Source organism: Pseudomonas sp. PB3P13, from assembly GCF_054897735.1.
Window position 1 is genome coordinate 3,085,309 of record NZ_CM142702.1, and the last position, 24,112, is coordinate 3,109,420.

Below are 24,112 nucleotides of genomic sequence, written 5' to 3' on the forward strand. Positions count from 1 at the left end.
ATCGCGAGCCGGCTCACTCCTACAGGGGCCGGTGTCAGTCATTTAGGTACGCGTAGCACCCCGCGCACTCGCGGCAAACTGATCCGCCGGCAACGCGTGCTTGCGCTCCAGCACCCGGTACACCACGCCCGTCAGCACCAGGCCGAACACCATCACGCCCGACAGGAAGTACAAACCCGAGGCCAGATTGCCGGTGTATTCCTTCAGCGCGCCAATCACGAATGGCCCGATGTAACCGCCCAGGTTGCCGACCGAGTTGATCAATGCAATCCCGGCCGCCGCACTGGCGCCAGCAAAAAAACGGCCCGGCAAGGTCCAGAACACCGCCGTGCAGGAAAACAGTGCGAACGCCACCAGGCACAATGCTGCCAGCTGCCACACCGGCACTGTCAGCCAGGCGCTGAAAAACAGGCCAATGGCGCCCAGCACGTAAAGCACTGCCAGGTGGCCGTAACGATCATTCAAGCGATCGGAACTGCGCGGAATGATCAGCAAACCGATAATCCCGAAAATGTAGGGCACCGATGACACAAAACCGGTCACCAGGTCAGTGCCGCCAAACTGCTTGATCAGTGTCGGCAACCAAAGACCGAGACCATAAATGCTCAGGGTCACCGGAAGGTAAAACAGCGCCAGCAGCAATACCCGTTTGTCCTTCAGCGCGTGCAATGGATTGCCGTGGCGGGTCTGGCCGTACGCTTGCAGATCTTTCTTCAGCTCCTCGGTCAGCCAGTCCTTTTCAGCCTGGTCCATCCATTTCACTTGCTGCGGACCGTCCGGCAGCCAGCGCAGCACCGGCCAGGTCAACAGGATCGCCGGGGCACCAATGACGATGAACAGCCACTGCCAGCCGTGCAGACCGAGAATCCCGTCCATGCCCAGCAGACCGCCGGACACCGGACCGGTGATCAGCATGGCGATCGGTTGCGACAGGATGAACAGCCCAAGAATCTTGCCGCGATGGCGAACCGGGAACCACTGAGTGATGTAGTAGAGAACGCCCGGGAAGAACCCGGCCTCAGCGGCACCCAGCAAGAAGCGCATCACGTAGAAGCTGTGCGGCCCCTGAACGAACGCCATGCCGATGGTGATGGCGCCCCAAGTGATCATGATTCGCGCAAACCAGCGGCGGGCGCCAAAGCGTTCGAGCATCAGGTTGCTGGGGATTTCGAAGAGAAAATAGCCAATGAAGAACAGCCCGGCACCCAGACCGTAGGCCGCATCACCGATGCCGATGTCGGCGCCCATGTGCAATTTGGCGAACCCTACGGCGGAGCGATCCACATAGGCGATCAGGTACAGCAGGATCAGGAAGGGGATCAGTTTCAACGTGATGCGACGAATCAGCCGCAGTTCCTGGCTCATGAGATCGGTCTCCGATTGTTGTTGTTATAGAAACTCGGGGGACGCCTCTCGCGAAAATCGCCAGGGCTGATCCCTCCGTTGAAAGCGACTATATAGTAATACTATTTGCGCAACAACACTTCCAAAGCGGCGAAAACCGGCTTATGTTACGCCTCAGCTCGAACAATATAGTCATACAATAAGAGAATCGATCATGTCTGATAAAAAACCCACCCTGCGTTCCGCCCAATGGTTTGGCACGGCCGACAAAAACGGCTTCATGTACCGCAGCTGGATGAAGAATCAGGGCATCGCCGACCACCAGTTTCACGGCAAGCCAATCATCGGCATCTGCAACACCTGGTCGGAACTGACCCCTTGCAACGCGCACTTCCGCCAGATTGCGGAGCACGTCAAACGCGGGGTGATCGAGGCCGGTGGCTTTCCGGTGGAATTCCCGGTGTTCTCCAATGGCGAGTCCAACCTGCGCCCGACCGCCATGCTCACCCGTAACCTGGCCAGCATGGACGTCGAAGAAGCCATTCGCGGCAACCCGATCGACGGTGTGGTGCTGCTGACCGGTTGCGACAAAACCACCCCGGCGCTGCTGATGGGCGCGGCCAGTTGCGACGTGCCGGCGATCGTCGTCACCGGCGGGCCGATGCTTAACGGCAAGCACAAGGGCAAGGACATTGGCTCGGGCACGGTGGTCTGGCAGCTCAGCGAGCAAGTAAAGGCCGGCACCATCACCCTCGACGATTTCCTCGCGGCCGAAGGCGGCATGTCCCGCTCAGCCGGCACCTGCAACACCATGGGCACCGCCTCGACCATGGCTTGCATGGCTGAAGCGCTGGGCACTTCCCTGCCCCACAACGCGGCGATTCCTGCCGTCGATGCGCGCCGTTATGTGTTGGCGCACATGTCAGGCATGCGAGCCGTAGAAATGGTGCGCGAAGATTTGCGCCTGTCGAAGATCCTCACCAAGGAAGCTTTCGAAAACGCCATCCGGGTCAACGCTGCCATCGGTGGTTCGACCAACGCTGTCATTCATTTGAAAGCCATTGCCGGGCGTATCGGCGTGGAACTGGACCTTGATGACTGGACGCGCATCGGCCGCGGCATGCCGACCATCGTCGATCTGCAACCGTCCGGGCGCTTTCTGATGGAAGAGTTTTATTACGCCGGCGGTCTGCCTGCTGTGTTGCGCCGCCTGGGAGAAGCCAACCTGATCCCCAACCCGAACGCGTTGACGGTCAACGGCAAGTCGCTGGGTGAAAACACCAAAGACGCACCGATTTATGGTGAAGACGAAGTGATCCGCACCCTCGACAACCCGATCCGCGCCGATGGTGGCATCTGCGTATTGCGCGGCAACCTTGCGCCGCTTGGCGCTGTTCTCAAGCCATCCGCGGCCAGTGCCGAGCTGATGCAGCATCGCGGTCGCGCGGTGGTGTTCGAGAACTTCGACATGTACAAGGCGCGCATCAACGATCCGGAACTGGATGTGGATGCCAACTCGATTCTGGTGATGAAGAATTGCGGGCCCAAGGGTTACCCGGGCATGGCCGAGGTGGGCAACATGGGCTTGCCGGCCAAGCTGTTGGCGCAAGGTGTGACGGACATGGTGCGGATTTCCGATGCGCGCATGAGCGGCACCGCCTACGGCACGGTCGTATTGCACGTGGCGCCGGAAGCGGCTGCCGGCGGACCTCTGGCGACGGTGAAGGAAGGCGACTGGATCGAGCTCGATTGCGCCAATGGCCGTCTGCATCTGGACATTCCGGACGCCGAGCTCGCCGCGCGCATGGCCGATCTACGGCCGCCGCAGCAATTGATCGTGGGCGGTTATCGTCAGCTGTACATCGATCATGTGCTGCAGGCGGATCAAGGTTGCGACTTTGACTTCCTGGTCGGTTGCCGTGGGTCCGAGGTGCCGCGTCACTCTCATTAACTGCAGAAGGTCGCAGCCCGCGGCAGCATCTATATTTGGAACTTCAATCCCCTGTGGGAGCTAGCCTGCTAGCGATCGAGGTCTGTTAATTGCCATTCATGTTGGCTGACACACCGCTATCGCTGGCAGGCCAGCTCCCACATTTGGTTGCGTAGCCACCTCAGGATTGTGCCGTGCCTGCTATCATGCGCCACACCTCCATCGCACAGGATCGCGCCGCTTCCCATGGATTACCGTAAACCCTCCGACCGCAAAAGCATGCATTCGCGCATCGTCCAGGAACTGGGCATGCAGATCGTTTCCGGGCGTTTCAAGCCGGACGACAAACTGCCCGCCGAGGCGCTGTTGTGCGAGGAATACGCGGTGAGCCGACCGGTGCTGCGTGAAGCCACCCGCGTGCTGGTCGCCAAGGGCCTGGTGTATTCGCGGCCACGTGTCGGTACGGTGGTCAAGCAGCGCAAGGAATGGCACATGCTCGATCCGGATGTGTTGCACTGGCTCATGCAAAGCAGTCCGCAAAATGAATTCTTCGATCTGCTGACCAGCGTGCGCAGCATCATCGAACCCGCTGCGGCGGCCCTTGCTGCGCAATTCGCGACCGACGCCGACATCGCTTCGATCGGTGAAGCTTACCAACGCATGGAAGCCGCACCGACGCCCGAAGCGTTGCTGCAACCGGACCTGGATTTTCACAGCCGCATTGCCGATGCCACGCACAACGACTTGCTGGCGAACCTGTGCAACATGCTCTCGGTCGCGATTGCCGAAGCATTAAAACACTCCAACCAGCGGCCGAATCTGCATGAACTGGCGCTGCCGCGACACAAGGCCATCCTCACCGCCATCGAAAACCGCGACGCTCTCGGCGCCCGGCATGCCACGCTGGTGCAGCTCGACGATGCGCGCAGTGCGTTGAGTGTGGTGCTGGGTAGCGATCCCGCATAACGAACGCCGTGTAGTAGCCGGCTTGCTGGCTCCTACGGGGAATGCGTGCACGATAAAAAAGCCGCAACCCTCAGGTTGCGGCTTTTTCGTTTGTGCCCGCGATCAGTGAGCGAACAACGAGTTGCCCTTCTGCCCGGCGAGCTTCTCCGGTTTGATCAGGAAACGTGCCAGCGCTGGTAACAGCCACAGCGCGCCGAACATGTTCCAGAGCAGCATGAAGGTGAGCATCAGGCCCATGTCGGCCTGGAACTTGATGGCCGAGAAGATCCAGGTGCACACCCCAATGGCCAGGCACAGACCGGTGAACAGCACGGCTTTGCCGGTGGACTTCAGCGTCTGGTAGTAAGCCTCTTGCAGCGGCAGACCCGCGCGCAGGAAGGTTTCGAGACGGCTGTAAATATAGATGCCGTAATCCACGCCGATCCCCACCCCGAGCGCCACCACTGGCAAAGTCGCGACTTTGACGCCGATGCCCATGAACGCCATCAGCGCGTTACCCAGTACCGACGTCAACACCAGCGGCAACACGATGCACAAGGTCGCCGCCCAGGAACGGAAGGTGATCATGCACATGGTGGCGACGCAGATGTAAACCAGAATCAGGATGGTCAGTTCGGATTCCCTGATCACCTCGTTGGTTGCCGCCTCAATGCCCGCATTACCTGCAGCCAGAATGAATTCCAGACCATCCTTGTTGTTTTCCTTGGCGAACTCCTGCACCGCATGCACCGCCCGATCCAGCGTTGCAGCCTTATGGTCGTTGAGGAACACCAGCACCGGTGCCAGTGAGCAACTGTTGTTGTACAAGCCGTCGGCCCGGGCGATGGAGTTGTTCAGCACATCAGGGTTGCGCGACAGGGTTTCCCATTTAAGGTTGCCCTCGTTCATGCCCTTGATCATCTGCTTGGACACCGTCACCAGCGAGATTGCCGATTGCACGCCCTCGGTATTCTGCATCTTCCACATCAGCTCATCGATAGGCGCCATTGCTTCGTAGCGCGAGCAACCTTCCGACTTGGTCTTGACCATCACCACCAACACGTCGGAGCTGGTGGAGTAGTTGCTGATGATGAAGTTGTTGTCCTTGTTGTAGCGCGAGTCCGGGCGTAGCTCCGGGGCACCCTGATCGAGGTCGCCGATCTTCAGGTTCTGGCTGTACCAGAGACCGCCACCGAAGGCCAGCAAGGCCAGAACGATCGACACGGGCGCGACTTTCGGGCTGGCAAAACCGGACAGCAAGCGCCAGAAAGGATGTTCGCGGTGCGCATCTTTCTTGCTGCGCTCGACCGCGCGTTTGCTGATCCCCACGTAGGAGATCGCTACCGGCAGCAGGATCAGGTTGGTGAATACAATGACCGCCACGCCGATGGACGCGCCAATGGCCAGCTCGCGGATGACGCCGATGTCGATGATCAGCAACGTGATGAAACCCACCGCATCGGCAAGGATCGCGATCATGCCCGGCAGGAACAGTTGACGGAAGGTGCGCCGCGCTGCGGTCAGGGCGTTGTCGGCCTCACTCGATTGCAGGGCGATCCCGTTGATCTTCTGCACACCGTGGGAGATACCGATGGCGAAGATCAGGAACGGTACCAACATCGAATAGGGATCGAGTCCGAAGCCGAAAAAGTGCATCAGGCCCAACTGCCAGATCACTGCCACCAGCGTGGTGCTCAATACCGCCACGGTGCTGCGCATGCAGTTGGTAAACCAGTACAGCAGGATCAGCGTGATGACAAAGGCAATGCCGAAGAACATCACCACCATCACCAACCCGTCAATCAGGTCGCCGACCTTCTTGGCGAAACCGACGATATGGATCTGAACATTAGGGTTCTGCGCTTCGAACTTGTTGCGGATCTTGTCTTCGAGTTCGTGGGAGAACTTGCGGTAGTCCAGCGCCAGCAACGTGCCCTGATCCTGCGGGTCCGGGTAGGACTCCAGCAGCGGGATATCGACGATGCTTGACTTGAAGTCATTGGACACCAGGCGTCCAACCTGGCCGGACTTGAGCACGTTGTTGCGCAACAGATCGAGGCTTTGCTGCGAACCGTTGTAGCTCTGCGGGATGACCTCGCCACCGGCGAAGCCTTCCTCCGTCACTTCGGTCCAGCGTACGCTCGGGCTCCACAGCGACTTGAGGCCGGAACGATCGACGCCGGAGATGTAGAACACCTCGTCGTTGATCTGACGCAGGGTCTCCATGTATTCCTTGGAGAAAATGTCACCGTCGGTGGCTTCCACCGAAATGCGCACCGTGTTGCCCAGGTTCGCCAGATCGTTGCGATGCTCCATCATCTTCTGAATGAAGGGATGCTCGAGCGGGATCATTTTTTCGAAACTGGTGGACGGCCGAATCAGCGTCGCCTGCCAGAACAGGAAAATGCTGACCAGCAGGCAGATTACGATCACTGCCGGGCGGTTGTTGAAGATCAGGCGTTCGAGGAACGTCGCCTTGTCCTGGTGATGACTTGTCATGGATGTCATAGCTCCGCCTTTCTTGTTATTTGCCCAGCTCGGCGCCGGTTGGCGAAGTGGCGCGAACGCCGCCCTGTCCTGCCAGTATCAGATTGCCGTCGCCCGCCGCAGTCACTGCCGACACGGAGATGCGGTCCGCTCGATTGAACACGCTGAAAGTCAGGCCGTCGTCGCTGCTGCGCACCACGCTTCCACCATTGCCTACGATCACGATGGAACCGTCGTCAAGCAGCGTCGCTCCGGACAGGCCAAACTCCAGCGCGCCGCGGGTGGCTTTCAACTGGACCGGCTCCCAGCTGGTGCCGAAATCGGTAGAGCGAAACAGGTTGCCGCGCAGCCCGTAAGCCAGCAGCGTATTGGCCTGAGCGGTACCGATCACACCAAAAAATGAACCTTCGTACGGGCCTTCCAGCTTTTCCCAGGTCTGGCCCCAATCGGCTGAACGAAACATGCTGCCCTGCTCGCCGACAACGAACAGCCCGGCATCCTTGACCGCCGCGATGGCGTTGAGGTGAAACTGGTCTTCGTTGTCGAGACGATCACTGACGTCTTCCCAGTGTTTGCCGCCATCGGTGGTGGCCATCAATGCACCGTAAGCGCCCACGGCAAAGCCGCTGTCGACGTCCTGAAACCAGACGTCGAGCAGCGGCGATTCGCGTTTCAATTCTTCGAATTGCTTGGTCCAGGTGGTGCCGCCGTCCTCGGTGGCGAGGATTTGGGCATCGTGGCCGACGGCCCAGCCGTGCTTGTCATCGACAAAAAACACCGCCGTCAGCAACTGGCGGGTGGGCACCCTGGCTTGCGTCCAGCTTTTGCCCTGATCATCGGAATACAGAATGTGCCCGCGGTCGCCGACCGCGATCAGGCGAGCGCCTGCGTGCACAACGTCGAGCATCAGGCTTTTGCTGGCTTTGGCGGACTCAACGGCATAAACAGCATCGGATGCCGTCGCCGCAGCGGCCAGCACAGGTGCCGACAACACGGCACAGCCCAACAGCGAGAGCGCTGTAGCCAGCAACGCGATTCTGCGTAGCGCCGGCGGGCGGCAGACACCCACACCCATGACAGGCTCACTCATAGACCTTCCCCCATTATTATTGTCAGGTCGTTCAACCTTTCAGGGCGCCGTCAGGGGTGCTCGCAGGGAAAGACAAGTCAGGAGCATAGTCCCGAAACCCGCAACCCAGAGCCCCTTCGGAAGCTGGCCTATCCTATCGGGGTTTGGAAAGGTCTGACAATCGACGCCACGTTATCTTTTGTTAACCTGTGTGGTAGACGGGTTGGCTGAATGTTGGGGTATCAGGTGGGGTGATTGGCGATGTGATCCGCACGCACGGGCGGTGTGTCAGGCCAGAACTTCCCCGCGGATGGACTCGCTCAACTGTGGGAGCGAAGCTTGCAAGCGATGGCTTTGTCTTGGGCGACATCTGTTTCGTGGGTGTACATATCCGATTTTTCGGTGATGGCTTTAATTGGTCCCGCCCTTACGGCGGGTCACTTGGAAGAGCGCCAAGTAACCAAGCGCCTGCGCCCCTGACGTACGGTGGCTCGCTTAGGCTCGCCATACCCTCGCTCCGGTCCTGCTCCGTAGGCCCGCCGCCATCGGCCATCCATGGCCGGGGGCGGCTAACCCGGCATCCTTGCCGGGTTGCCCACTGCGCAGAACCTGCGCTCGGCCTGCCGACGGGGCAGATCAAGATCAAGATCAAGATCAAAATCAAGATCCAAAGCAAAGCCAAAGCAACGGCGCCGTCTGGACAGGATCATTCTGTCCGATACGAGAAGGACCTGTACGATAAGGACCTGTAATTGGATGGACTCGCCCAAGCCGAGGCGTCAATGCGCCACGGTGGCAGTCTAAACAGCCAACGACAGCGAGGGCGAGTCCATCCAATTACACAGATTTATGTTGCGGCGCAAACTGCGAGCCAGGTCGGCTATCAGGCCGCCTCGGCGGCTGTGGCGGTTAGCGCACCGTCGGGAGGCTGAGCGCAGGTTCTGCGCAGTGGGCAACCCGGCATGGATGCCGGGTTAGCCGCGCACGGCCAAGGATGGCCGATCGCGGCGGGCCCACGGAGCAGGACCGGAGCGAAGGAATGGCGAGCACTAGCGAGCCACCGGACGTCAGGGGCAAGAGCACTTGGTTACTTGGTGCTCTTCCAAGTGACTCGCTGTAAAAGCGAAACCAATAGTAGCCCTGACCGCAGCAACGGATATGTACACCCAAAAAACCCAATCGCCCAAGGCATAGCCATCGCCGGCAGACCGGCTCCCACATTAACCCGAGTACATCCTCAGGAATGCAGCCGAATCCAAAACAGCCTTCGCCAGCAATCTTCGCTCCTGCAGAATCAGCACTGAACCCGCAGGAGCAAAGCCGCACTCAAGCCAGGCTCTTGCTGATCACCTCAAACACATCACTCGACAACTGACCCGACCCACGAATCCGCTCCAGCTCGCCTTTCATCAACGCCTGACGCTTGTCGTCATATTTGCGCCAGCGAGTCAGCGGTGCCAATTGCCGCGAAGCAATCTGCGGATTAAACCCGTTCAGCTCGATCACCAGATCCGCCAGGAAGCGATAGCCCGAACCATCCGCCGCATGGAAGTTGATCAGGTTTTGCCCGGCAAACGCACCGACCAGCGCCCGCACCTTGTTCGGGTTCTTGATGTTGAAGGCCGGGTGCTGCATCAATTGACGCACCCGCTCCAGTCCACCCGGCAACGGGCTGCCGGCCTGCACGCTGAACCACTGATCCATGACCAGCGGGTTGTCCTTGAAGTGGTCTGCAAACGCCGTCAGTGCCGAGGCTTTCTGCTCTTCGAACGGCGAATTGACCAGCACCGCCAGCGCGGTCAGCCGCTCGGTCATGTTGTCGCTGGTCTCGAACTGCTCGAGCGTCGCCGCCAACACTTCGGCCTTCTCGCTGAGCATCAGGTAGGACAGCGCAATGTTTTGCAGCGCGCGGCGGGCAAAATGCTCGGCTTCGGCCACGTAAGGCGTTTTCTTCGACAGATCGCGGTTGGCCTGATAACGCAGCCATAGCGGTTCGAACAGATTGTTCGCCAACTGTTTGCGAGCAAATTCCCGGGCGATGTGAATGGCATCGACGTCAGCCACTTCGCTGATTTCTGTCAAATACGCCTCACCCGGCAACGAGAGCATCTCGGCGACCATCGCCTGATCCAGCGTTTCATCGGTCAGCACACTGTGCAGCGCGGTGATCAGACGCTGATCGAGCACCAGCGCTTCGCCCTTCTGATGATCGGCAATCAGCTCTTGCAGGACCTGTACCGACAATTGCTGGCCGGCATCCCAACGGTTGAAACCGTCGCTGTCGTGCTGCATCAGGAACATCAGTTGATCGCGGGTGTAAGGGAAGCTCAGTTTCACCGGCGCGGAGAAACCACGCAGCAGCGACGGCAGTGGTTGTTCGGCGATGTCGACAAACGTGAACGTCTGCTCGGCTTCGGTCACTGAAATCACCCGGGAAAAACCCTGAGCGCTGGCCTCGCCCACAAGACGCAACGCAATCTCGCCCCCCTTGCTGTCGAGCAAACCCAGTTCCACAGGGATCACGAACGGCAGTTTTTCCACCTTGTCCGGGGTGGCCGGGCAGCTTTGGCGGAACGTCAGGCTGTAGGTTTTCGCGGCGGCATCGTAGAACTCGCTGACCGCCAACCGCGGCGTGCCGGCCTGGCTGTACCAGCGTTTGAATTGAGTCAGGTCGACGCCGTTCGCATCTTCCATGGCTTTGATGAAATCATCGCAGGTCACGGCCTGACCGTCGTGGCGTTCAAAATACAGGTCGCTGCCTTTACGGAAGCCATCGGCGCCGAGCAAGGTGTGGATCATGCCCACAACTTCCGAACCTTTTTCATACACGGTCAAGGTATAGAAGTTGGAAATTTCGATAAAACTGTCCGGGCGCACGGCATGCGCCATCGGACCGGCGTCTTCGGCAAACTGGTGCGTGCGCAGATACGCCACGTCCTGTATGCGCTTGACCGTGGCCGAGTTCATGTCGGCCGAGAAACCCGCATCGCGGAAAACCGTAAATCCTTCCTTCAGCGAAAGCTGGAACCAGTCGCGGCAGGTCACGCGGTTGCCCGACCAGTTGTGGAAATACTCGTGCGCAACGATCGCTTCGACCCGTTGATGTGCGGCATCGGTGGCGGTCTCGGCGCGTGCCAGCACCGCGCTGGAGTTGAATATGTTGAGGCCCTTGTTCTCCATCGCGCCCATGTTGAAGTCGTTCACCGCGACGATCATGAAGATGTCCAGATCGTATTCGCGGCCGTAGACCTCTTCATCCCAGCGCATCGACTTTTTCAGGCTGTTCATGGCGTGCTGGCACTTGTCGATGTTTTCCGGCTCGACGTAGATGCGCAGCGCTACAGAGCGCCCGGTCATGGTGGTGAACGTGTCTTCGACGCACCACAAGTCACCGGCGACCAGCGCGAACAGGTAAGCCGGTTTCTTGAACGGGTCTTCCCACGTTGCCCAGTGCCGGCCGTCTTCGCCGGGGCCGCTGGCAATCGGGTTGCCGTTGGACAAAAGCACCGGGTAGCTGTGCTGTTCGGCGACCACGGTGGTGGTGAACGTGCTCATCACGTCCGGCCGGTCGAGGTAATACGTGATCTTGCGGAAGCCTTCGGCCTCGCACTGGGTGCAGAACATCGTGCCGGACTTGTACAGGCCTTCCAGCGCGGTATTGGTTTCCGGGTGGATCCGGACGCTGGTGTCGACCGTGAAGCTTTCGCTGGTCGGTTGCAGGGTCAGATGGTTCTCGCTTAACTGGTAGTCCGCTTCGCCCAGCTCACGGTCGGCCAGGGTGACCGACAGCAACTCCAGTTGCTGACCGTCCAGCACCAGCGGCGGCAGGCCCGGGCCACGCTCGGGATTGCGGCGCATCACCAGTTGCGCATGGACCAGGCTGTGGTCCTCGTACAACTCGAAGGTAAGGTGTGTCTCGTCGATCAGGTACTCGGGCGCCTGATAGTCTTTCAGGTAAATCATCTTCGGTTGTTCGGTGCGCATGCTGGAGTCCTTACTGATGCACGGCGAGCTGATAAGCCGTGTATTTGCGAATATTGATCACGCCGGTGTCGAAAATCAGGTATTGCCCTTTGATTCCCAGCAGCGTGCCTTCGGCGATCGGATTCTTGTCCAGGTTGAAGCTGACGATCTTGGCCGGGTACTGCTCGACCGGGTAGCGGATTTCGATGGGTTCCACGTCGGCAATTGTCTGAAGGGCCTGCAGGCCGAATCGTTCCTGCAAACCTTGCAAACCCTGCGCGCAGCTCTCGAACAGCTGATCACGCACCTGTGCCAGATCCACCGACACCGCTTCGCCCTTGAGTAAAGCACGCCAGTTGGTTTTGTCGGCCACCTGACTGCGGAACAGGTCTTCGACAAAACCCGATTGCTGACGGGTCGAGACGCGCATGATCGGCAAGGCCTGACGCGCGCCTTGGTCGATCCAGCGCGTGGGCAGCTGGGTGGCGCGGGTGATGCCCACTTTGACCCCGGAAGAATTCGACAGATACACCACATGATCGGTCATGCAGAACGTGTTGCCCCACTCCGGATCACGGCAGGTGCCCGCGTCGTAATGGCAACGCTCCGGGCTCATGATGCACAGATCGCACTGGGCCAGTCTGGTCATGCACGGGTAGCAATAACCCTGGCTGAAACTGGTTTTGGTCTTGCGACCGCAATGGGAGCAATGAATCGCCCCCAGAAACTCCAGACGCACCGTGCGGCCGATCAACGGATTGACCGGCAACTCGGTATCGCCCAGACGAAACGCGTACTGCACGTGCGGCCCGTCGAGGCGCGCCGACATCTTGCTGATTGCACCGCGGCCAATCTCGATCAATGGATGGCATCCGACTTGAACAGAATGTTGGGCACGCTGATCGACTTCGAACTGCATTCCTGCGGGCCCATGTAACCGGTGCGCTCTTCCTCGGGCAGGTTCTGGATTTCCCAGGCAATCATCGCTTGCAGCGACAGTTCGCGTTGCTCGGCGGTAAGCTTGTTGCCGTCGGACCATTTACCGATCTCCACCGCCAGTTTCAGGCTCTGGTAGATATCAGGCGTGATGTTGCTGATCATTTCGTTGAAAGAGGACATTCGGTCTCCGCGGTCTCTTGATACACACGTAACATTTTTAGACGGGCAGTTTACGGCGGTTGTACAAACCGCCCAACAAACCGGTCAGGCATCCGACGAGCAACCCGCTGACGTGGGCCGCGTTGGCGATTTCCCCAAAGCCGATCAACGAGATCACCCCGGACAGGCAGACCAGCAACCACACCAACATCATCACCAGCACGCCTCGCGGCAGGCGATAAGCCGGGTTCGGCGCCAGCACCTGAAAAATCCAGCAATGCCCGAGCAGGCCATACAGTACACCGGACAAGCCGCCAAACAGGGTCGGTCCGCTGAAAACGAACTGGGCATAGTTGGAGGCCACAGCGAACAGCAACGTCAGGCCAATCAGGTTGATGCTGCCCTGCCGCGATTCGATGCGCCGCCCCAGTTCCCAGTACCACATGCCGTTCATCGCCAGGTGCAGGATGCCGAAATGGATCAGCATCGGTGTCACCAGTCGCCACCACTGCCCCGCCGCCAGGCTGTCGGCCAATGGCACGAAATGGATGTAGTCGCCCACAATGCGGAAATCGAGGAAGGTCAGCCAGCGCACGGTATCGAGGTTTTCCCCGAGCAGCGTCACCGCACCGACCATCAGGCTGAAGATCAGCACCAAAGCGGTCGCTTTGGCATGGCGCAGTTGCTCGATAACACCTGGACGCCTGGCAGCCTGTGCCGCCGGGATGTCCAGGTGCTGATCGGGGTCGCCCGCCGGGAAGCGTTCATACAACGAGCGCACGTCTTCGCTGATGTTGGCCGGCACCCACAGCACTTGCTCGCCTGACTCTTCACTGACCCGGTGCGGCACTTGCATGCGTTGCAGCAGTTTGACGAAGCCGCTGAGATCCACGTTCAGCGGCAGTCGCAGGACGGCCACGGTACTCATTGCAGCACCTGCGGACGTTCAACGTCGACCCAGACAAATTTGTGCGGGTCGAGCCGGGTTTCCTGGTCGAGTCGATAGGCGCACAGCTTGCCGTACAGCACCGCGCTGTAATCCAGGCAGGCCAGATTCGGCCGGATGGGGGCCGGTTTGCCGCTGCGCCAGTAATGGCCGACGAACAGCAACGGCTCATCCGCGCCGTAGCGCAACAGGGTGTTCTTTTCGTTGGACGACAGCGGCGTCAGGGCCACCGGTTCAGGCAATGCGTCGGGCTGGAACACGATGTCTCCGTAGGTTTGCGGGTCGTCTTCCCAGAACTTGGTGCGGAAAAACGACCGGGTCAGGCCGTCGCCGCTGGTCATGGTCAGCCCGTCGGGCAAACGCATGTCGGTACCGCGCAACAGCCGGTCGAAAACCGCGCAGGCGAAACTGCCGGGGATCGCCGACGCCTGCAGGAAAGCCTCGTCGACGCAGCCGTCGGGGAACAACCCCCGCAGTGGCGCGATCAGCCCCGCATCCCAACAGGCGTGCACCACGCGAAAACGCCCGGCATCGACGAACAATGGCATGTCGTAGAACCACTGCTGAAAATCATGCCAGTCGCCCGGATGGTCCTCGAACTGTTTCAGGGTTTCCCCCAGCAAACGCGCATGGCGCGGGGTATGTTCGCGCACGAACTGTTTGCCGCTGCCGGGCGGCGCCGGTGTGCTCCAGCCGAGCGCGTTGAATTCGTGGTTGCCCATGATGCACAGCGCCTGCCCGGCCTCAACCATGTCGTGGACAATGTGCAGCGCTTCGCGAATTCGCGGGCCGCGGTCGATGATGTCACCGACGAACACTGCCATGCGCGACGGATGTCGCCAGACGCCGCCTTGTTTGTGGTAACCGAGCCGGTCGAGCAAGTGCTCAAGGGTCAGAGCGCAACCGTGCACGTCACCGATCAGGTCGTAGCTACGCGCGGGATCGAGCATCAGTCGCCTCCACCACCCAGCTTGCTGCCCCAGCCGAGTTTGGTCCGGCAGACTTCGTAGTAGTTGTGGTCGAGCGGATGAATCAGGCGCAGCTTCTGCGCTTTTTTGCTGACGGTGATGGTGTCGCCTGGCGCGCAGGTGAAGTGGTTCTGCCCGTCGCAGGAGACTTGCGGGTAGATCTGCATATCTTTGGACACGACGATTTTCAGCTCACTGTTGCCATCGACCACAATCGGCCTGCCCGACAAGGTATGGGGGTACATCGGCACAATCACAATAGCGTCGAGCTTGGGGTGCATGATCGGGCCACCCGCCGACAGGGCGTAAGCGGTCGAGCCGGTGGGCGTCGCGACGATCAGGCCGTCGGCCTTCTGACTGCAGACGAACTGGCCGTCGATGTACAGTTCGAATTCGATCATTCGCGTCGATTTGCCCGGATGCAGCACCACGTCGTTCAGTGCATCGCCCTGACCGATGGCCTCGGCGTGACGCCGGACTTCGGCCTGCAGCAGGAAGCGGTTTTCCACCAGATAGTGGCCGTCGAGCACTTCGGCGACTTTGATTTCCAGTTCGTCGGGGCGGATGTCGGTCAAAAAGCCGAGGCTGCCACGGTTGATGCCCAGCACCGGAATATTGTGTCGCGCCAGGGCGCGCGCGGCCCCCAGCAGACTGCCGTCGCCGCCGACCACAATCACCATGTCACAGACTTCGCCGAGCATCTTGCGCGACGAGGTTTGCAGGCCGTGCCCTGGCAAGACTTCCGCGATGGTGTCTTCGAGGATCACGTGCAGGTGGCGATCGAGCAGAAAGCGTTTCAGTCGGCGGACGGTATCCAGCACCTGCGAACTGCCCAGGCGACCGATGATGCCGATATTACGAAATTGCTCCATGGGGCTCCTGCGGGGGTCTGCGGCGGCGAAAAACACGATTATGGGCGAAAGCGCGGGATAGACAAAATCCTTTCACCCCAGAGGTCCACTCAGGTTTGAGGCTATGCTCGCAAGATGATTCTATTTCCCGATTTGCTGCAGTTACCTCACCAGTTGCGCCACCCGGAAGTGCGCGACCTGGCGTGGGTCATCCTCGCGCCGCCGATGCTGGAGAACACGCCGTGGCCGCAGCGTCATCCGCTGACGGGCAGCGACTGGGTGCAAGCGCCGGAACGGCTGGAGCGCTGGCTGCACCAACTGGACCGCGACAGTTACGACTTGCTGCACTGGCTCGCTCAGGCGCGCACCCGACGGCTGGGCTTGTATTACGAACGTTTGTGGCAATACGCCGTGAAGCAGGCGCCGGGCATCGAGTTGATCGCCGCCAACCTGCCCATCCGCCGCGAAGGCCACACGCTGGGTGAACTGGACATGCTGCTGCGCGACCGCGACGGCGTGCATCATCTGGAACTGGCGATCAAGCTTTACCTCGGGCCGCAAGATGGCGATGGGCAGGAAACGGCGCAGTGGCTAGGCCCCGGCTGTCATGATCGGCTGGACCGCAAACTGGCGCATCTGAGCCAGCATCAACTGCCGATCTCTGCCCGCCCGGAAAGCCGCGAAGTGCTGGCGGCCCTGGATATTCAGCAGTTCCGTGCGCATTTGTGGCTGGGCGGCTATTTGTTGTACCCGTGGCCGGGTCAGGCTGAACCGCCCATCGGTGCCCATCCGCGGCACTTGCGGGGCAGCTGGTTGCATCAGAAGGATTGGCCAGACTTTGTTGCTCAACGTCCGGCCGGCCGTTGGCAACCCCTGCCCCGCCATGCCTGGCTGGCACCGGCGCATTATCCGGCTGATCAGACGTGGGGCAGTGAACAGTTGAATGCCTGGCTGACGGACCTGGCGCCACTGGCGCCTGCACAGTTGCTGGTGCGCCTGATCGAGAATGGCGATGGGGATTGGGAGGAAGCGGAGCGCTTGTTCCTGGTCGCGGATCTTTGGCCGAATGTGCCGGGCAATGGCTGACAGGTGGAAGCAAAGCTTGCTGGCGATTTCGGTGGGTCAGTCATGGTTTGGGTTGAATGACGCAGCGCTTTCGCGAGCAAGCTCGGCTCCTGCAGTTTTTGGTCGGCCGCAGATTTTGGCGGCGCACGCTCGACGGTGTCTACAGGGGATTCAGACCTTTTTGTGTTGTTCGACCCACCGAGCGTAAGCATCGATGAATTTTTGCAGGAATGGCTTGACCGTCTCGGACAAGTTACCGGCCTCGTCAAACGCCGTACCCGCCCCGCCCAGGTACGCTTCCGGCTGCTGCATCAGCGGCACATCGAGAAATACCATGGACTGGCGCAAATGGTGGTTCGCCCCGAAGCCACCGATGGCGCCCGGTGAAGCACTGATCACCGCTCCAGGTTTACCACTGAAGCAGCTTTGGCCATAGGGCCGCGAGCCAACGTCAATCGCGTTCTTCAAGGGTGCCGGCACCGAACGGTTATATTCCGGCGTCACGAACAGCAACGCGTCGGATGAACTCACTTGTTGTCGGAAAGTGCTGTAGGCTGCCGGCGGTGAAGCGCCATCGATGTCTTCGTTATAGAGCGGCAGGTCGCCGATTTCGACAATGTCGAGTTTGAGATGGGCAGGCGCCAGGTCAGCAAGGGCCAAAGCGATCTTCCGATTGATAGATTCCTTTCTCAAGCTGCCGACCACAACGGCGATCGTGTAAACGTTGCTCATGGAAATGTTCTCGACTGTCCGATGGAAAGAGCTTGTAGTTATAGATGACGATCCAGGCAGCGGGCGAGTGATAAATGCGGCTCCCTGACTATTTTTTCCAGGCAGGAAAACTTACTTCGCCCAAGCACGGTCTACAGGTCCGCAAATTGAGTGATTTATCCCCAGAGGTTCTAAGCAGATGGCAGCAGTACTCGTCGGTCAGTTCCATGCAAGAGACGCGGAAGGCCGCGTTTATTCCGTGCATGAGTTCCAGGAATCCACCCCGTCGGCAGACGGCTTCACTGGCTCGGCGCCTGTGACCACCTACAAACTGGCTATTGGCGATCGCGTCAACAAGCTCGACGACAACCAGTTTCTGCTGGTGCAATCGAACATCACTATCGTGCGCGAACCCGACACCTACGTCGGCAGCCTGCCGGAAACCAACGTCGCCTCATAACCTCGCGTTATGAGCAGAAGTCATGTGCGCGGACTTGGGTTAGGATTCAGCCACTGACCCCCTCACCTGCCGAACATGGACTTCACGCATGCGTTTACGCCACATCGAAGTGATTCAGGCGCTGCTGCAGACCGGTCACCTGGGCACCGCCGCTGATTGGCTGCAGTTGCCAGTGGCCGACGTCGAACACCTGCTGCAGGACGCCGAGAGCCAGTTGGGGTTCATGCTGTTTTCCAGCGTGCGCGGTCGATTGCAGGCCACGCGCGAGGCGCGAGAGCTGCAGGGCGAAATTGCTCATCTCTACGCCGCGCTCGAGCCGATACAACGGCTGGCCGCGAGCCTCAAGCACTATCATGCACCGCCCCTTCGAATCCTTTGCACGCCACCGCTTGCGCACCAATTGTTGCCCTGCAGCATTGCGGCGTTGCGCCGACGTTTTCCCGATGCACCTTGCACGCTGCTGAGCGAACCCACTTGCGGCATCATCCGCAGCCTGCTGCTGCGCCAAAGCGACGTGGGTTTGAGCCTGCACGATCCACACCATGTCGATATCGAATGCCAGCAGATTGCTCAGGGTAAATTGCAGTTGCTGGCGCCGCATGGCTGGCTGCAGCCAAAGCAAAAATACATTTCCCTGCAGGACCTCGCCGGCCAGGCGCTGGTCGGCCTCGAGGGGCACGAGTCGCTAAGTCCGGCGTTCGACAATAAACTGCAAACGCTGCGCCCTGCCCCGGTGATCCATATCCGTGTGCAGACGCATCAGATGATGCGCAGCATGGTCGAGGCCGGCGAAGGCCTGGCCCTTGTTGACCCGTTCACCGCTCTCGGCGCCAGGCATGCCGGACTGGATGCCTGCCCATTGGTGCCCGCGGTGCCCGTCTGCCTGTATGCGTTGACATTGAAGAATGCCGAGCCCTCGCCCGCCGCTCAGGCGCTGCTGGAAATCGTCACGGTACAAGCCGCGGCGATGTTATCGAGCTGAGCGTACTTTGCAGCGGATTATCGAACAGTCGGTACCAGAACAGCGCCATCTCCGCCGTATTGGGATCGATGCCGCGATATCGCAGATGATCGACCCCGCCAATCACATAACCGCAGCGTTCATAGAGCCGGCACGCGCCGAGGTTGTTGTTCTGGGTCTCGAGCATGATGCCCGGCAATTTTTTCTTGCGGCTCCAGAACTGCGCAACATCCAGCAGTGCCTTGGCCACGCCGTGCCGACGGGCCGGCGTATGCACCGCCAGTTCATCGATGTGGGCGAAACCGTTCCAATTGGTGCTGATGACCAGGTGGCCCACCGGCTCATCGTCCAGAAAGGCCATGAAGATCGCGCTGTCGGCGGCATCGCGAAAACTGCCGAATTCCTCGGGATCGATGCCATAGCACTTGCGGTATGGGGTAATCGGCGTTACCGGCCACTGATCGACCGGTTTGCCGGGTTCGGCTGCTGCATAGGCGGCGACTTCAAAACTGAAATCGCTGCCCCAGATATACGCCGCGAAACCATCATCGGCTACCCGCACCGACAGTCCTGGGTATTTCGGATTCATCACCGGTTGCATACTGGGAAAGGTCCTCACTCCTTGACGCAATCGACGGTATAAACCCGCCCATTGCCCTCATCTTGATGTTCGTGTTGCAAGCCGTGCACATCGGCCACAAAGCCTGGAAAGCTGCTGTCGAATGTTCGGGCAAACGCCAGGTAATCATTGATCGAGCGCGTCGCTTCGGTGAACCGTTCGCCCGGCATGATCAGCGGAATGCCGGGCGGATACGGCACCAGCATCACCGCCGCGATTCGCCCCTGCAGAGCATCAATCGACACCGCCTCGACCTCGCCACGCACCAGGTGATCATAAGCCTCAGCGGGCGACATGGCGATTTCAGGCAGCACCGTGTACATGCGCTTGAGATGTTTGGCCGTGGCGTTACTGCGGTAGCAGGCGTGCAGTTGATCACACAAATCGCGCAGCCCCATGCCCCTATAACGCGCGGCATCCTGTTGAACCACGCACGGCAGGCAGCAGGCGAGGCTGACGTTGGCGTCGTAGCTGCGTTTGAATTCCAGCAGCTCGGTGAGCAACGTGCTCCATTTGCCTTTGGTGATGCCCATCGAGAAGAGCACCAGAAACGAATACAGGCCAGTCTTTTCAACGACCAGTCCGCGTTCCCAGAGAAACTTGCTGACTACCGCAGCGGGGATGCCGCGCTCGCTCAGCGCGCCGCCCGCCGTCAAGCCGGGCATCACCAGCGTGACCCTGATCGGATCCAGCAGCACATAGTCGTCTGTCACGCCGGCAAAACCGTGCCAGTCGGCGTCGGGTTGCAGCAACCAATCCACGGTAGACACCTGTTCGATGCCTTCGACCGAGGGCGGCTGCCAGATGGAGAACCACCAGTCATCGGCGGCGATGTGCTGACGCAGGTTAGCCAGGGCGCGACGAAAACTCAGGGCCTCGTCGAACATTTCCTGTAACAGCGAATGCCCGGCCGGGCCTTCCATCATGGCGGAGGCCACGTCCAGCGAGGCGATGATGCTGTACTGCGGCGAAGTGGAGATGTGCATCATGAACGCTTCGTTGAATCGGTCGCGATCAAGTTGCCGTGCGCCACCGTCCTGCACGTGAATCATCGAAGCCTGGCTGAACGCCGCGAGCAATTTGTGCGTGGAATGAGTGGTGAACACCAGCGGGCTGTCGTCACTGCGCGAGGTGCCCATGCCGTAACGTCCGGCAAAAAATTCGTGAAATGCTGCGTAGGCGTACCAGGCCTCGTCGAAGTGCAGCACCTCGACGCTGTTGCCCAGACATTGCTTGATCAGCTCCGCGTTGTAGCAGAGACCGTCATAGGTCGAGTTGGTGACCACGGCGAGCTTGACCTTGGGCTCACGCCCCTTGGTCAACGGGCTGGCGTCGATCTTCGCCTGGATCGACTCCCGACTGAATTCACTGAGCGGAATCGGACCGATGATCCCCAGTTCGTTGCGCTCGGGACACAGGTACAACGGAATCGCGCCGGTCATGATGATCGAGTGCAACACTGACTTGTGGCAGTTGCGGTCCACCAGCACCAGGTCACCGCGGGCCACCATCGAGTGCCATACAATTTTGTTGGCGGTCGAGGTGCCATTGATCACGAAAAAAGTGTGATCGGCGCCGAAATTCCGCGCCGCGCGCGCTTCCGCCTCGGCCAGTGGACCGGTGTGATCGAGCAACGACCCAAGTTCGGGCACCGATACCGACAAGTCCGAGCGCAGGGTGTTTTCCCCGAAGAACTGATGAAAAGCCTCGCCGACCGGGCTCTTGTGATAGGCCACACCACCGCCATGGCCGGGCGTATGCCAGGAATAATTGGAATCGGCCGTGTGCTGGACCAGCGCCTTGAAGAAAGGCGGGAGTAAACCATCGAGGTATTTGCGTGCAGCGCGTGCCACTTGCCGGGCGAGAAACGGCACAGTGTCTTCGAACAGATAAAGAATGCCGCGCAGCTGATTGAGTTCATCCATGGCGTCGGCGGGTGCGTTTTCGAGGGTGACCTGCTCGCCAAGGGCGAAAATCGGCAAGTCCGGGGCACGCACACGCGCCAGACCGATCAGGTCGGCCATGTTCTGCAGCAGGTGGGAATTGGCGCTGGGGTCTTCGGCCGCGATCAGCATGCACGAGAGGCCGTGATGCGTCGAAGCAACCAGACGCCCCTCGGTGTAATCGACCGCCGAAACAATGCTGAAGCCCTCCTGCTCCAGCTCCCGGGCAATGCCGCGCACGCGATCACCGGCAACGGTGTCTGCCTTGATGTCGCGATGGACGATCAACACCGGGAATTTCAAGTCTTTGTACATAAGGCCATGTCCTGAGGCGGCAGTCAGAGACCCGCCAATGAACTCAGGGTAGAGGGTTGAAGCGAATGTGGCGAGGGGGTAAGCCCCAAGGTGGATCACAGGCGCCCCCTGATGCTGCAAGTTTGCACACCTGTAGCAGCTGCCGAAGGCTGCGTCGGCGGTCAACAAGATGGCCGGTGAAAATCAATTGAACAACCGGCTCCGCCGCACGCTGTCTGCGGCAGCTGCTACAGAGACTTAGGCTTGGGCTTTGGCCAGTTGCTGCCACAGCGAAGGAGCGCCGGCCGCTTTGGCGATGGCTTCCAGACGCGCCACGTGCTGCGCCAGATCGTCATCGTTGGCTGCGATGATCCGCGTTGGACGACGATCGACAGGAAGGCGACGGATTTCGGTGGCCGAGTTGTCCGCGCCCTCGCCCGCGCCATTGCCATCGGAGGCGTTGCCTGCCAGCGACAGGCTGGTCTGGCCACCCGTCATGGTCAGGTAAACGTCGGCGAGAATCTCGGAGTCGAGCAAGGCGCCGTGCAGTTCACGCCCGGAGTTGTCGACGCCATAGCGTTTGCACAAGGCGTCGAGGCTATTGCGCTGCCCCGGGTGACGTTCCCGGGCCATCATCAATGTGTCGAGGATCGAGCAGTGTTGCGTGATGTCCGCGCGATCGTGCTGGCCCATCAGGGCGAATTCGTTGTTGATGAAGCCAACGTCGAACGCCGCGTTATGGATGATCAGCTGCGCGCCCTTGATGAACTCGAAGAACTCATCGGCCACTTCCGTGAAACGCGGTTTGCCCACCAGGAATTCGTTGGTGATGCCGTGCACGCCGATGGCGCCCTCGTCACTCTCGCGATCCGGTTGCAGGTAAACGTGGAAGTGCCGGCCGGTCAGGCGTCGGCCGATCAGTTCGACGCAACCGATTTCGATAATCCGGTGGCCGTCGGTTACCGGCATGCCGGTGGTTTCGGTATCGAGTACTACGGATCTGGTGGCCATCGGTGCTCAGCTCTCAACGGGTCAATCGTGCAAAAGCGCGGATGTTACCACGCGGGTGGGGAGCTTTCAGGTACACCGTGTCGCACCCATCGCCAGCAGGGTGGCTCCCACAAGCAGTGCACCCACACCAAATCAGGCTTGCTTGTACCCGCGCACTTCATCGACGCCACGGTTGGCCAACTGATCGGCGCGCTCGTTACCGTGATGGCCGATGTGCCCGCGCACCCATTTCCAGGTGACGTTGTGGCGGTTGACCTGCTCGTCGAGGAGTTTCCACAGGTCAGCGTTTTTCACCGGTTCTTTCGCGGCGGTTTTCCAGCCGCGTTTTTTCCAGTTGTCCATCCACTCATTGATGCCTTTCATCACGTACTGCGAGTCTGTAACGAGCAGCACGTCGCACGAACGCTTGAGTTCTTCCAGGCCACGTATTGCGCCCATCAGCTCCATTCGGTTATTGGTGGTGTTGGCTTCGCCGCCCCAGAGTTCCTTTTCCACACCTTTGCACACCAGCAGCGCACCCCAGCCGCCAGGGCCGGGGTTGCCTTTACAGGCGCCGTCGGTAAAAAGTTCTACGCTATCGCTCATGCCAATCTATCCAGAAAAATGCTGTGGCTCGCCGATTTGCGGTCAGCGATGCCCGAGGCCGGGGCGAACCCGGCCGGGAATAAAAACAGGTATTACGGTTCGATGTTGCGACGATTGACCTTGGCCATCGGCAAGGGGATCAGCTTGCCCATCGGCTCGCGTCGTTCCTGACGCAGAGGTCGCAGGCCCACCACGATCTTGCGCGCGACCAACAGATAAAAGCCGCCACCCGACAATTGCCAGTCACCGGCCTTGCGCTCCCAACCGGCCAGACGAGCTTGCCAGGCGGGGGATGCGAGCGGCGGACGATAGCATCCGAAGCGGCGTTTCTCCAGCGCGAAGCCCAGCAGGTTCAGCCAGTCGCCAACCCGCGACGGCGAAATGCAGCGGGCTTTGCGCAAAGCATCATTGGCAAACAAATGCCGCAACCCCCAAGTGCTCCACGGGTTAATGCCGATGATCAAGAGATGCCCGCCGGGGCGCACGCTGCTCGCCGCTTCACGCAACAAACCGTGGGGCGACAGACAAAAATCCAGCCCGTGCTGCAGGACCACGACATCGGCGGCGTGCTCGCTCAAAGGCCACGCCTGCTCTTCGCAAACGATCTCCACACCCGGCAGCGGCGCACCCAGACGCACATTACGCTGCACCTGCGTCGCAGGCGGCGGTGTTTGCGCCGAAGGCCCGTAATGCACCAGATAGCCACCAAAGAAGCGGCCCAGCTCGTCTTCGAGCATGCGCCGTTCTTCGTCCAGCAAAAACTGCCCGATCGGCCCGGACAACCATTCACGGGCCGCACTGATCAAGGCAAGCCAGTCAGGATCAGCCTTAGCGAACGCTTTATCAGTCATTGCATTCTCCA

General features: G+C 60.1%; 20 protein-coding genes. 5 read left to right on the plus strand and 15 right to left on the minus strand.

Annotated elements, in window-relative coordinates; translation table 11 throughout:
- Positions 1 to 42 precede the first annotated feature (42 nt).
- Positions 43 to 1,365 carry an MFS transporter gene (locus tag ACYZT1_RS14165; protein ID WP_462015345.1) on the minus strand — a complete coding sequence of 441 codons (1,323 nt, stop codon included), beginning with the start codon at positions 1,363 to 1,365 and terminating at the stop codon, positions 43 to 45.
- Between the two features lie 193 nt (positions 1,366 to 1,558).
- Between ACYZT1_RS14165 and ACYZT1_RS14170 the strand changes: the two genes are divergently transcribed.
- Both ACYZT1_RS14170 and ACYZT1_RS14175 read left to right on the plus strand, forming a co-directional pair.
- Positions 1,559 to 3,295: an IlvD/Edd family dehydratase gene (locus ACYZT1_RS14170; protein WP_462015346.1), complete on the plus strand. Its 1,737-nt coding sequence runs from the start codon at positions 1,559 to 1,561 to the stop codon at positions 3,293 to 3,295.
- A 225-nt stretch (positions 3,296 to 3,520) separates the two neighbouring features.
- Positions 3,521 to 4,240, plus strand: a complete 720-nt coding sequence (locus tag ACYZT1_RS14175; protein WP_462015347.1) for a FadR/GntR family transcriptional regulator — start codon at positions 3,521 to 3,523, stop codon at positions 4,238 to 4,240.
- A gap of 102 nt (positions 4,241 to 4,342) precedes the next feature.
- On the opposite strand, the gene ACYZT1_RS14180 is transcribed toward ACYZT1_RS14175, so the two are convergent.
- From ACYZT1_RS14180 to ACYZT1_RS14215, 8 genes are all read right to left on the minus strand, one after another.
- Positions 4,343 to 6,718 carry an efflux RND transporter permease subunit gene (locus tag ACYZT1_RS14180; protein ID WP_462015348.1) on the minus strand — a complete coding sequence of 792 codons (2,376 nt, stop codon included), beginning with the start codon at positions 6,716 to 6,718 and terminating at the stop codon, positions 4,343 to 4,345.
- Positions 6,719 to 6,743: 25 nt separating this feature from the next.
- Positions 6,744 to 7,796: a WD40/YVTN/BNR-like repeat-containing protein gene (locus tag ACYZT1_RS14185; protein WP_462015349.1), complete on the minus strand. Its 1,053-nt coding sequence runs from the start codon at positions 7,794 to 7,796 to the stop codon at positions 6,744 to 6,746.
- Positions 7,797 to 9,101: 1,305 nt separating this feature from the next.
- Entirely contained in the window at positions 9,102 to 11,759 is a 2,658-nt protein-coding gene (gene pepN / locus ACYZT1_RS14190) for an aminopeptidase N (RefSeq protein ID WP_462015350.1), read from the minus strand.
- 10 nt (positions 11,760 to 11,769) lie between these two features.
- Entirely contained in the window at positions 11,770 to 12,600 is an 831-nt protein-coding gene (locus ACYZT1_RS14195; protein ID WP_462015351.1) for a DUF2797 domain-containing protein, read from the minus strand.
- Positions 12,597 to 12,857, minus strand: a complete 261-nt coding sequence (locus ACYZT1_RS14200; protein ID WP_462015352.1) for a YeaC family protein — start codon at positions 12,855 to 12,857, stop codon at positions 12,597 to 12,599. The genes ACYZT1_RS14195 and ACYZT1_RS14200 overlap by 4 nt, the downstream gene beginning before the upstream one ends.
- 37 nt (positions 12,858 to 12,894) lie before the next feature.
- On the minus strand, positions 12,895 to 13,764 hold the full coding sequence (locus ACYZT1_RS14205; protein WP_462015353.1) for a rhomboid family intramembrane serine protease: 870 nt from the start codon (positions 13,762 to 13,764) through the stop codon (positions 12,895 to 12,897).
- Entirely contained in the window at positions 13,761 to 14,735 is a 975-nt protein-coding gene (locus ACYZT1_RS14210) for a metallophosphoesterase (RefSeq protein ID WP_462019248.1), read from the minus strand. The genes ACYZT1_RS14205 and ACYZT1_RS14210 overlap by 4 nt, the downstream gene beginning before the upstream one ends.
- Positions 14,732 to 15,622 (minus strand): NAD(+) kinase, encoded by an 891-nt coding sequence (locus ACYZT1_RS14215; RefSeq protein WP_047528343.1) that lies wholly within the window; start codon positions 15,620 to 15,622, stop codon positions 14,732 to 14,734. The genes ACYZT1_RS14210 and ACYZT1_RS14215 overlap by 4 nt, the downstream gene beginning before the upstream one ends.
- A 114-nt stretch (positions 15,623 to 15,736) precedes the next feature.
- Between ACYZT1_RS14215 and ACYZT1_RS14220 the strand changes: the two genes are divergently transcribed.
- Complete coding sequence (locus ACYZT1_RS14220; RefSeq protein WP_462015354.1) at positions 15,737 to 16,687, plus strand: DUF1853 family protein; 951 nt, start codon at positions 15,737 to 15,739, stop codon at positions 16,685 to 16,687.
- Between the two features lie 150 nt (positions 16,688 to 16,837).
- On the opposite strand, the gene ACYZT1_RS14225 is transcribed toward ACYZT1_RS14220, so the two are convergent.
- Positions 16,838 to 17,398: an NADPH-dependent FMN reductase gene (locus ACYZT1_RS14225; protein WP_462015355.1), complete on the minus strand. Its 561-nt coding sequence runs from the start codon at positions 17,396 to 17,398 to the stop codon at positions 16,838 to 16,840.
- Positions 17,399 to 17,576: 178 nt separating this feature from the next.
- On the opposite strand from ACYZT1_RS14225, the gene ACYZT1_RS14230 reads away from it, so the two are divergent.
- Positions 17,577 to 17,837 (plus strand): hypothetical protein, encoded by a 261-nt coding sequence (locus ACYZT1_RS14230; RefSeq protein WP_462015356.1) that lies wholly within the window; start codon positions 17,577 to 17,579, stop codon positions 17,835 to 17,837.
- 88 nt (positions 17,838 to 17,925) lie between these two features.
- Complete coding sequence (locus tag ACYZT1_RS14235) at positions 17,926 to 18,819, plus strand: LysR family transcriptional regulator (RefSeq protein ID WP_462015357.1); 894 nt, start codon at positions 17,926 to 17,928, stop codon at positions 18,817 to 18,819.
- Here ACYZT1_RS14235 and ACYZT1_RS14240 read toward each other — a convergent pair.
- The 5 genes from ACYZT1_RS14240 to ACYZT1_RS14260 form a co-directional block, all read right to left on the minus strand.
- A complete protein-coding gene (locus ACYZT1_RS14240) occupies positions 18,785 to 19,399 on the minus strand; it encodes a GNAT family N-acetyltransferase (protein ID WP_462015358.1) in 615 nt (204 codons plus the stop codon). The genes ACYZT1_RS14235 and ACYZT1_RS14240 overlap by 35 nt on opposite strands.
- Positions 19,400 to 19,413: 14 nt before the next feature.
- Positions 19,414 to 21,675, minus strand: a complete 2,262-nt coding sequence (locus ACYZT1_RS14245) for an Orn/Lys/Arg family decarboxylase (protein ID WP_462015359.1) — start codon at positions 21,673 to 21,675, stop codon at positions 19,414 to 19,416.
- Between the two features lie 237 nt (positions 21,676 to 21,912).
- Positions 21,913 to 22,665 carry a DNA polymerase III subunit epsilon gene (gene dnaQ / locus ACYZT1_RS14250; protein WP_462015360.1) on the minus strand — a complete coding sequence of 251 codons (753 nt, stop codon included), beginning with the start codon at positions 22,663 to 22,665 and terminating at the stop codon, positions 21,913 to 21,915.
- Positions 22,666 to 22,797: 132 nt separating this feature from the next.
- Positions 22,798 to 23,250 (minus strand): ribonuclease HI, encoded by a 453-nt coding sequence (gene rnhA, locus ACYZT1_RS14255; protein WP_008028618.1) that lies wholly within the window; start codon positions 23,248 to 23,250, stop codon positions 22,798 to 22,800.
- Between the two features lie 92 nt (positions 23,251 to 23,342).
- Entirely contained in the window at positions 23,343 to 24,101 is a 759-nt protein-coding gene (locus tag ACYZT1_RS14260) for a class I SAM-dependent methyltransferase (protein ID WP_462015361.1), read from the minus strand.
- Between the last annotated feature and the right edge of the window lie 11 nt (positions 24,102 to 24,112).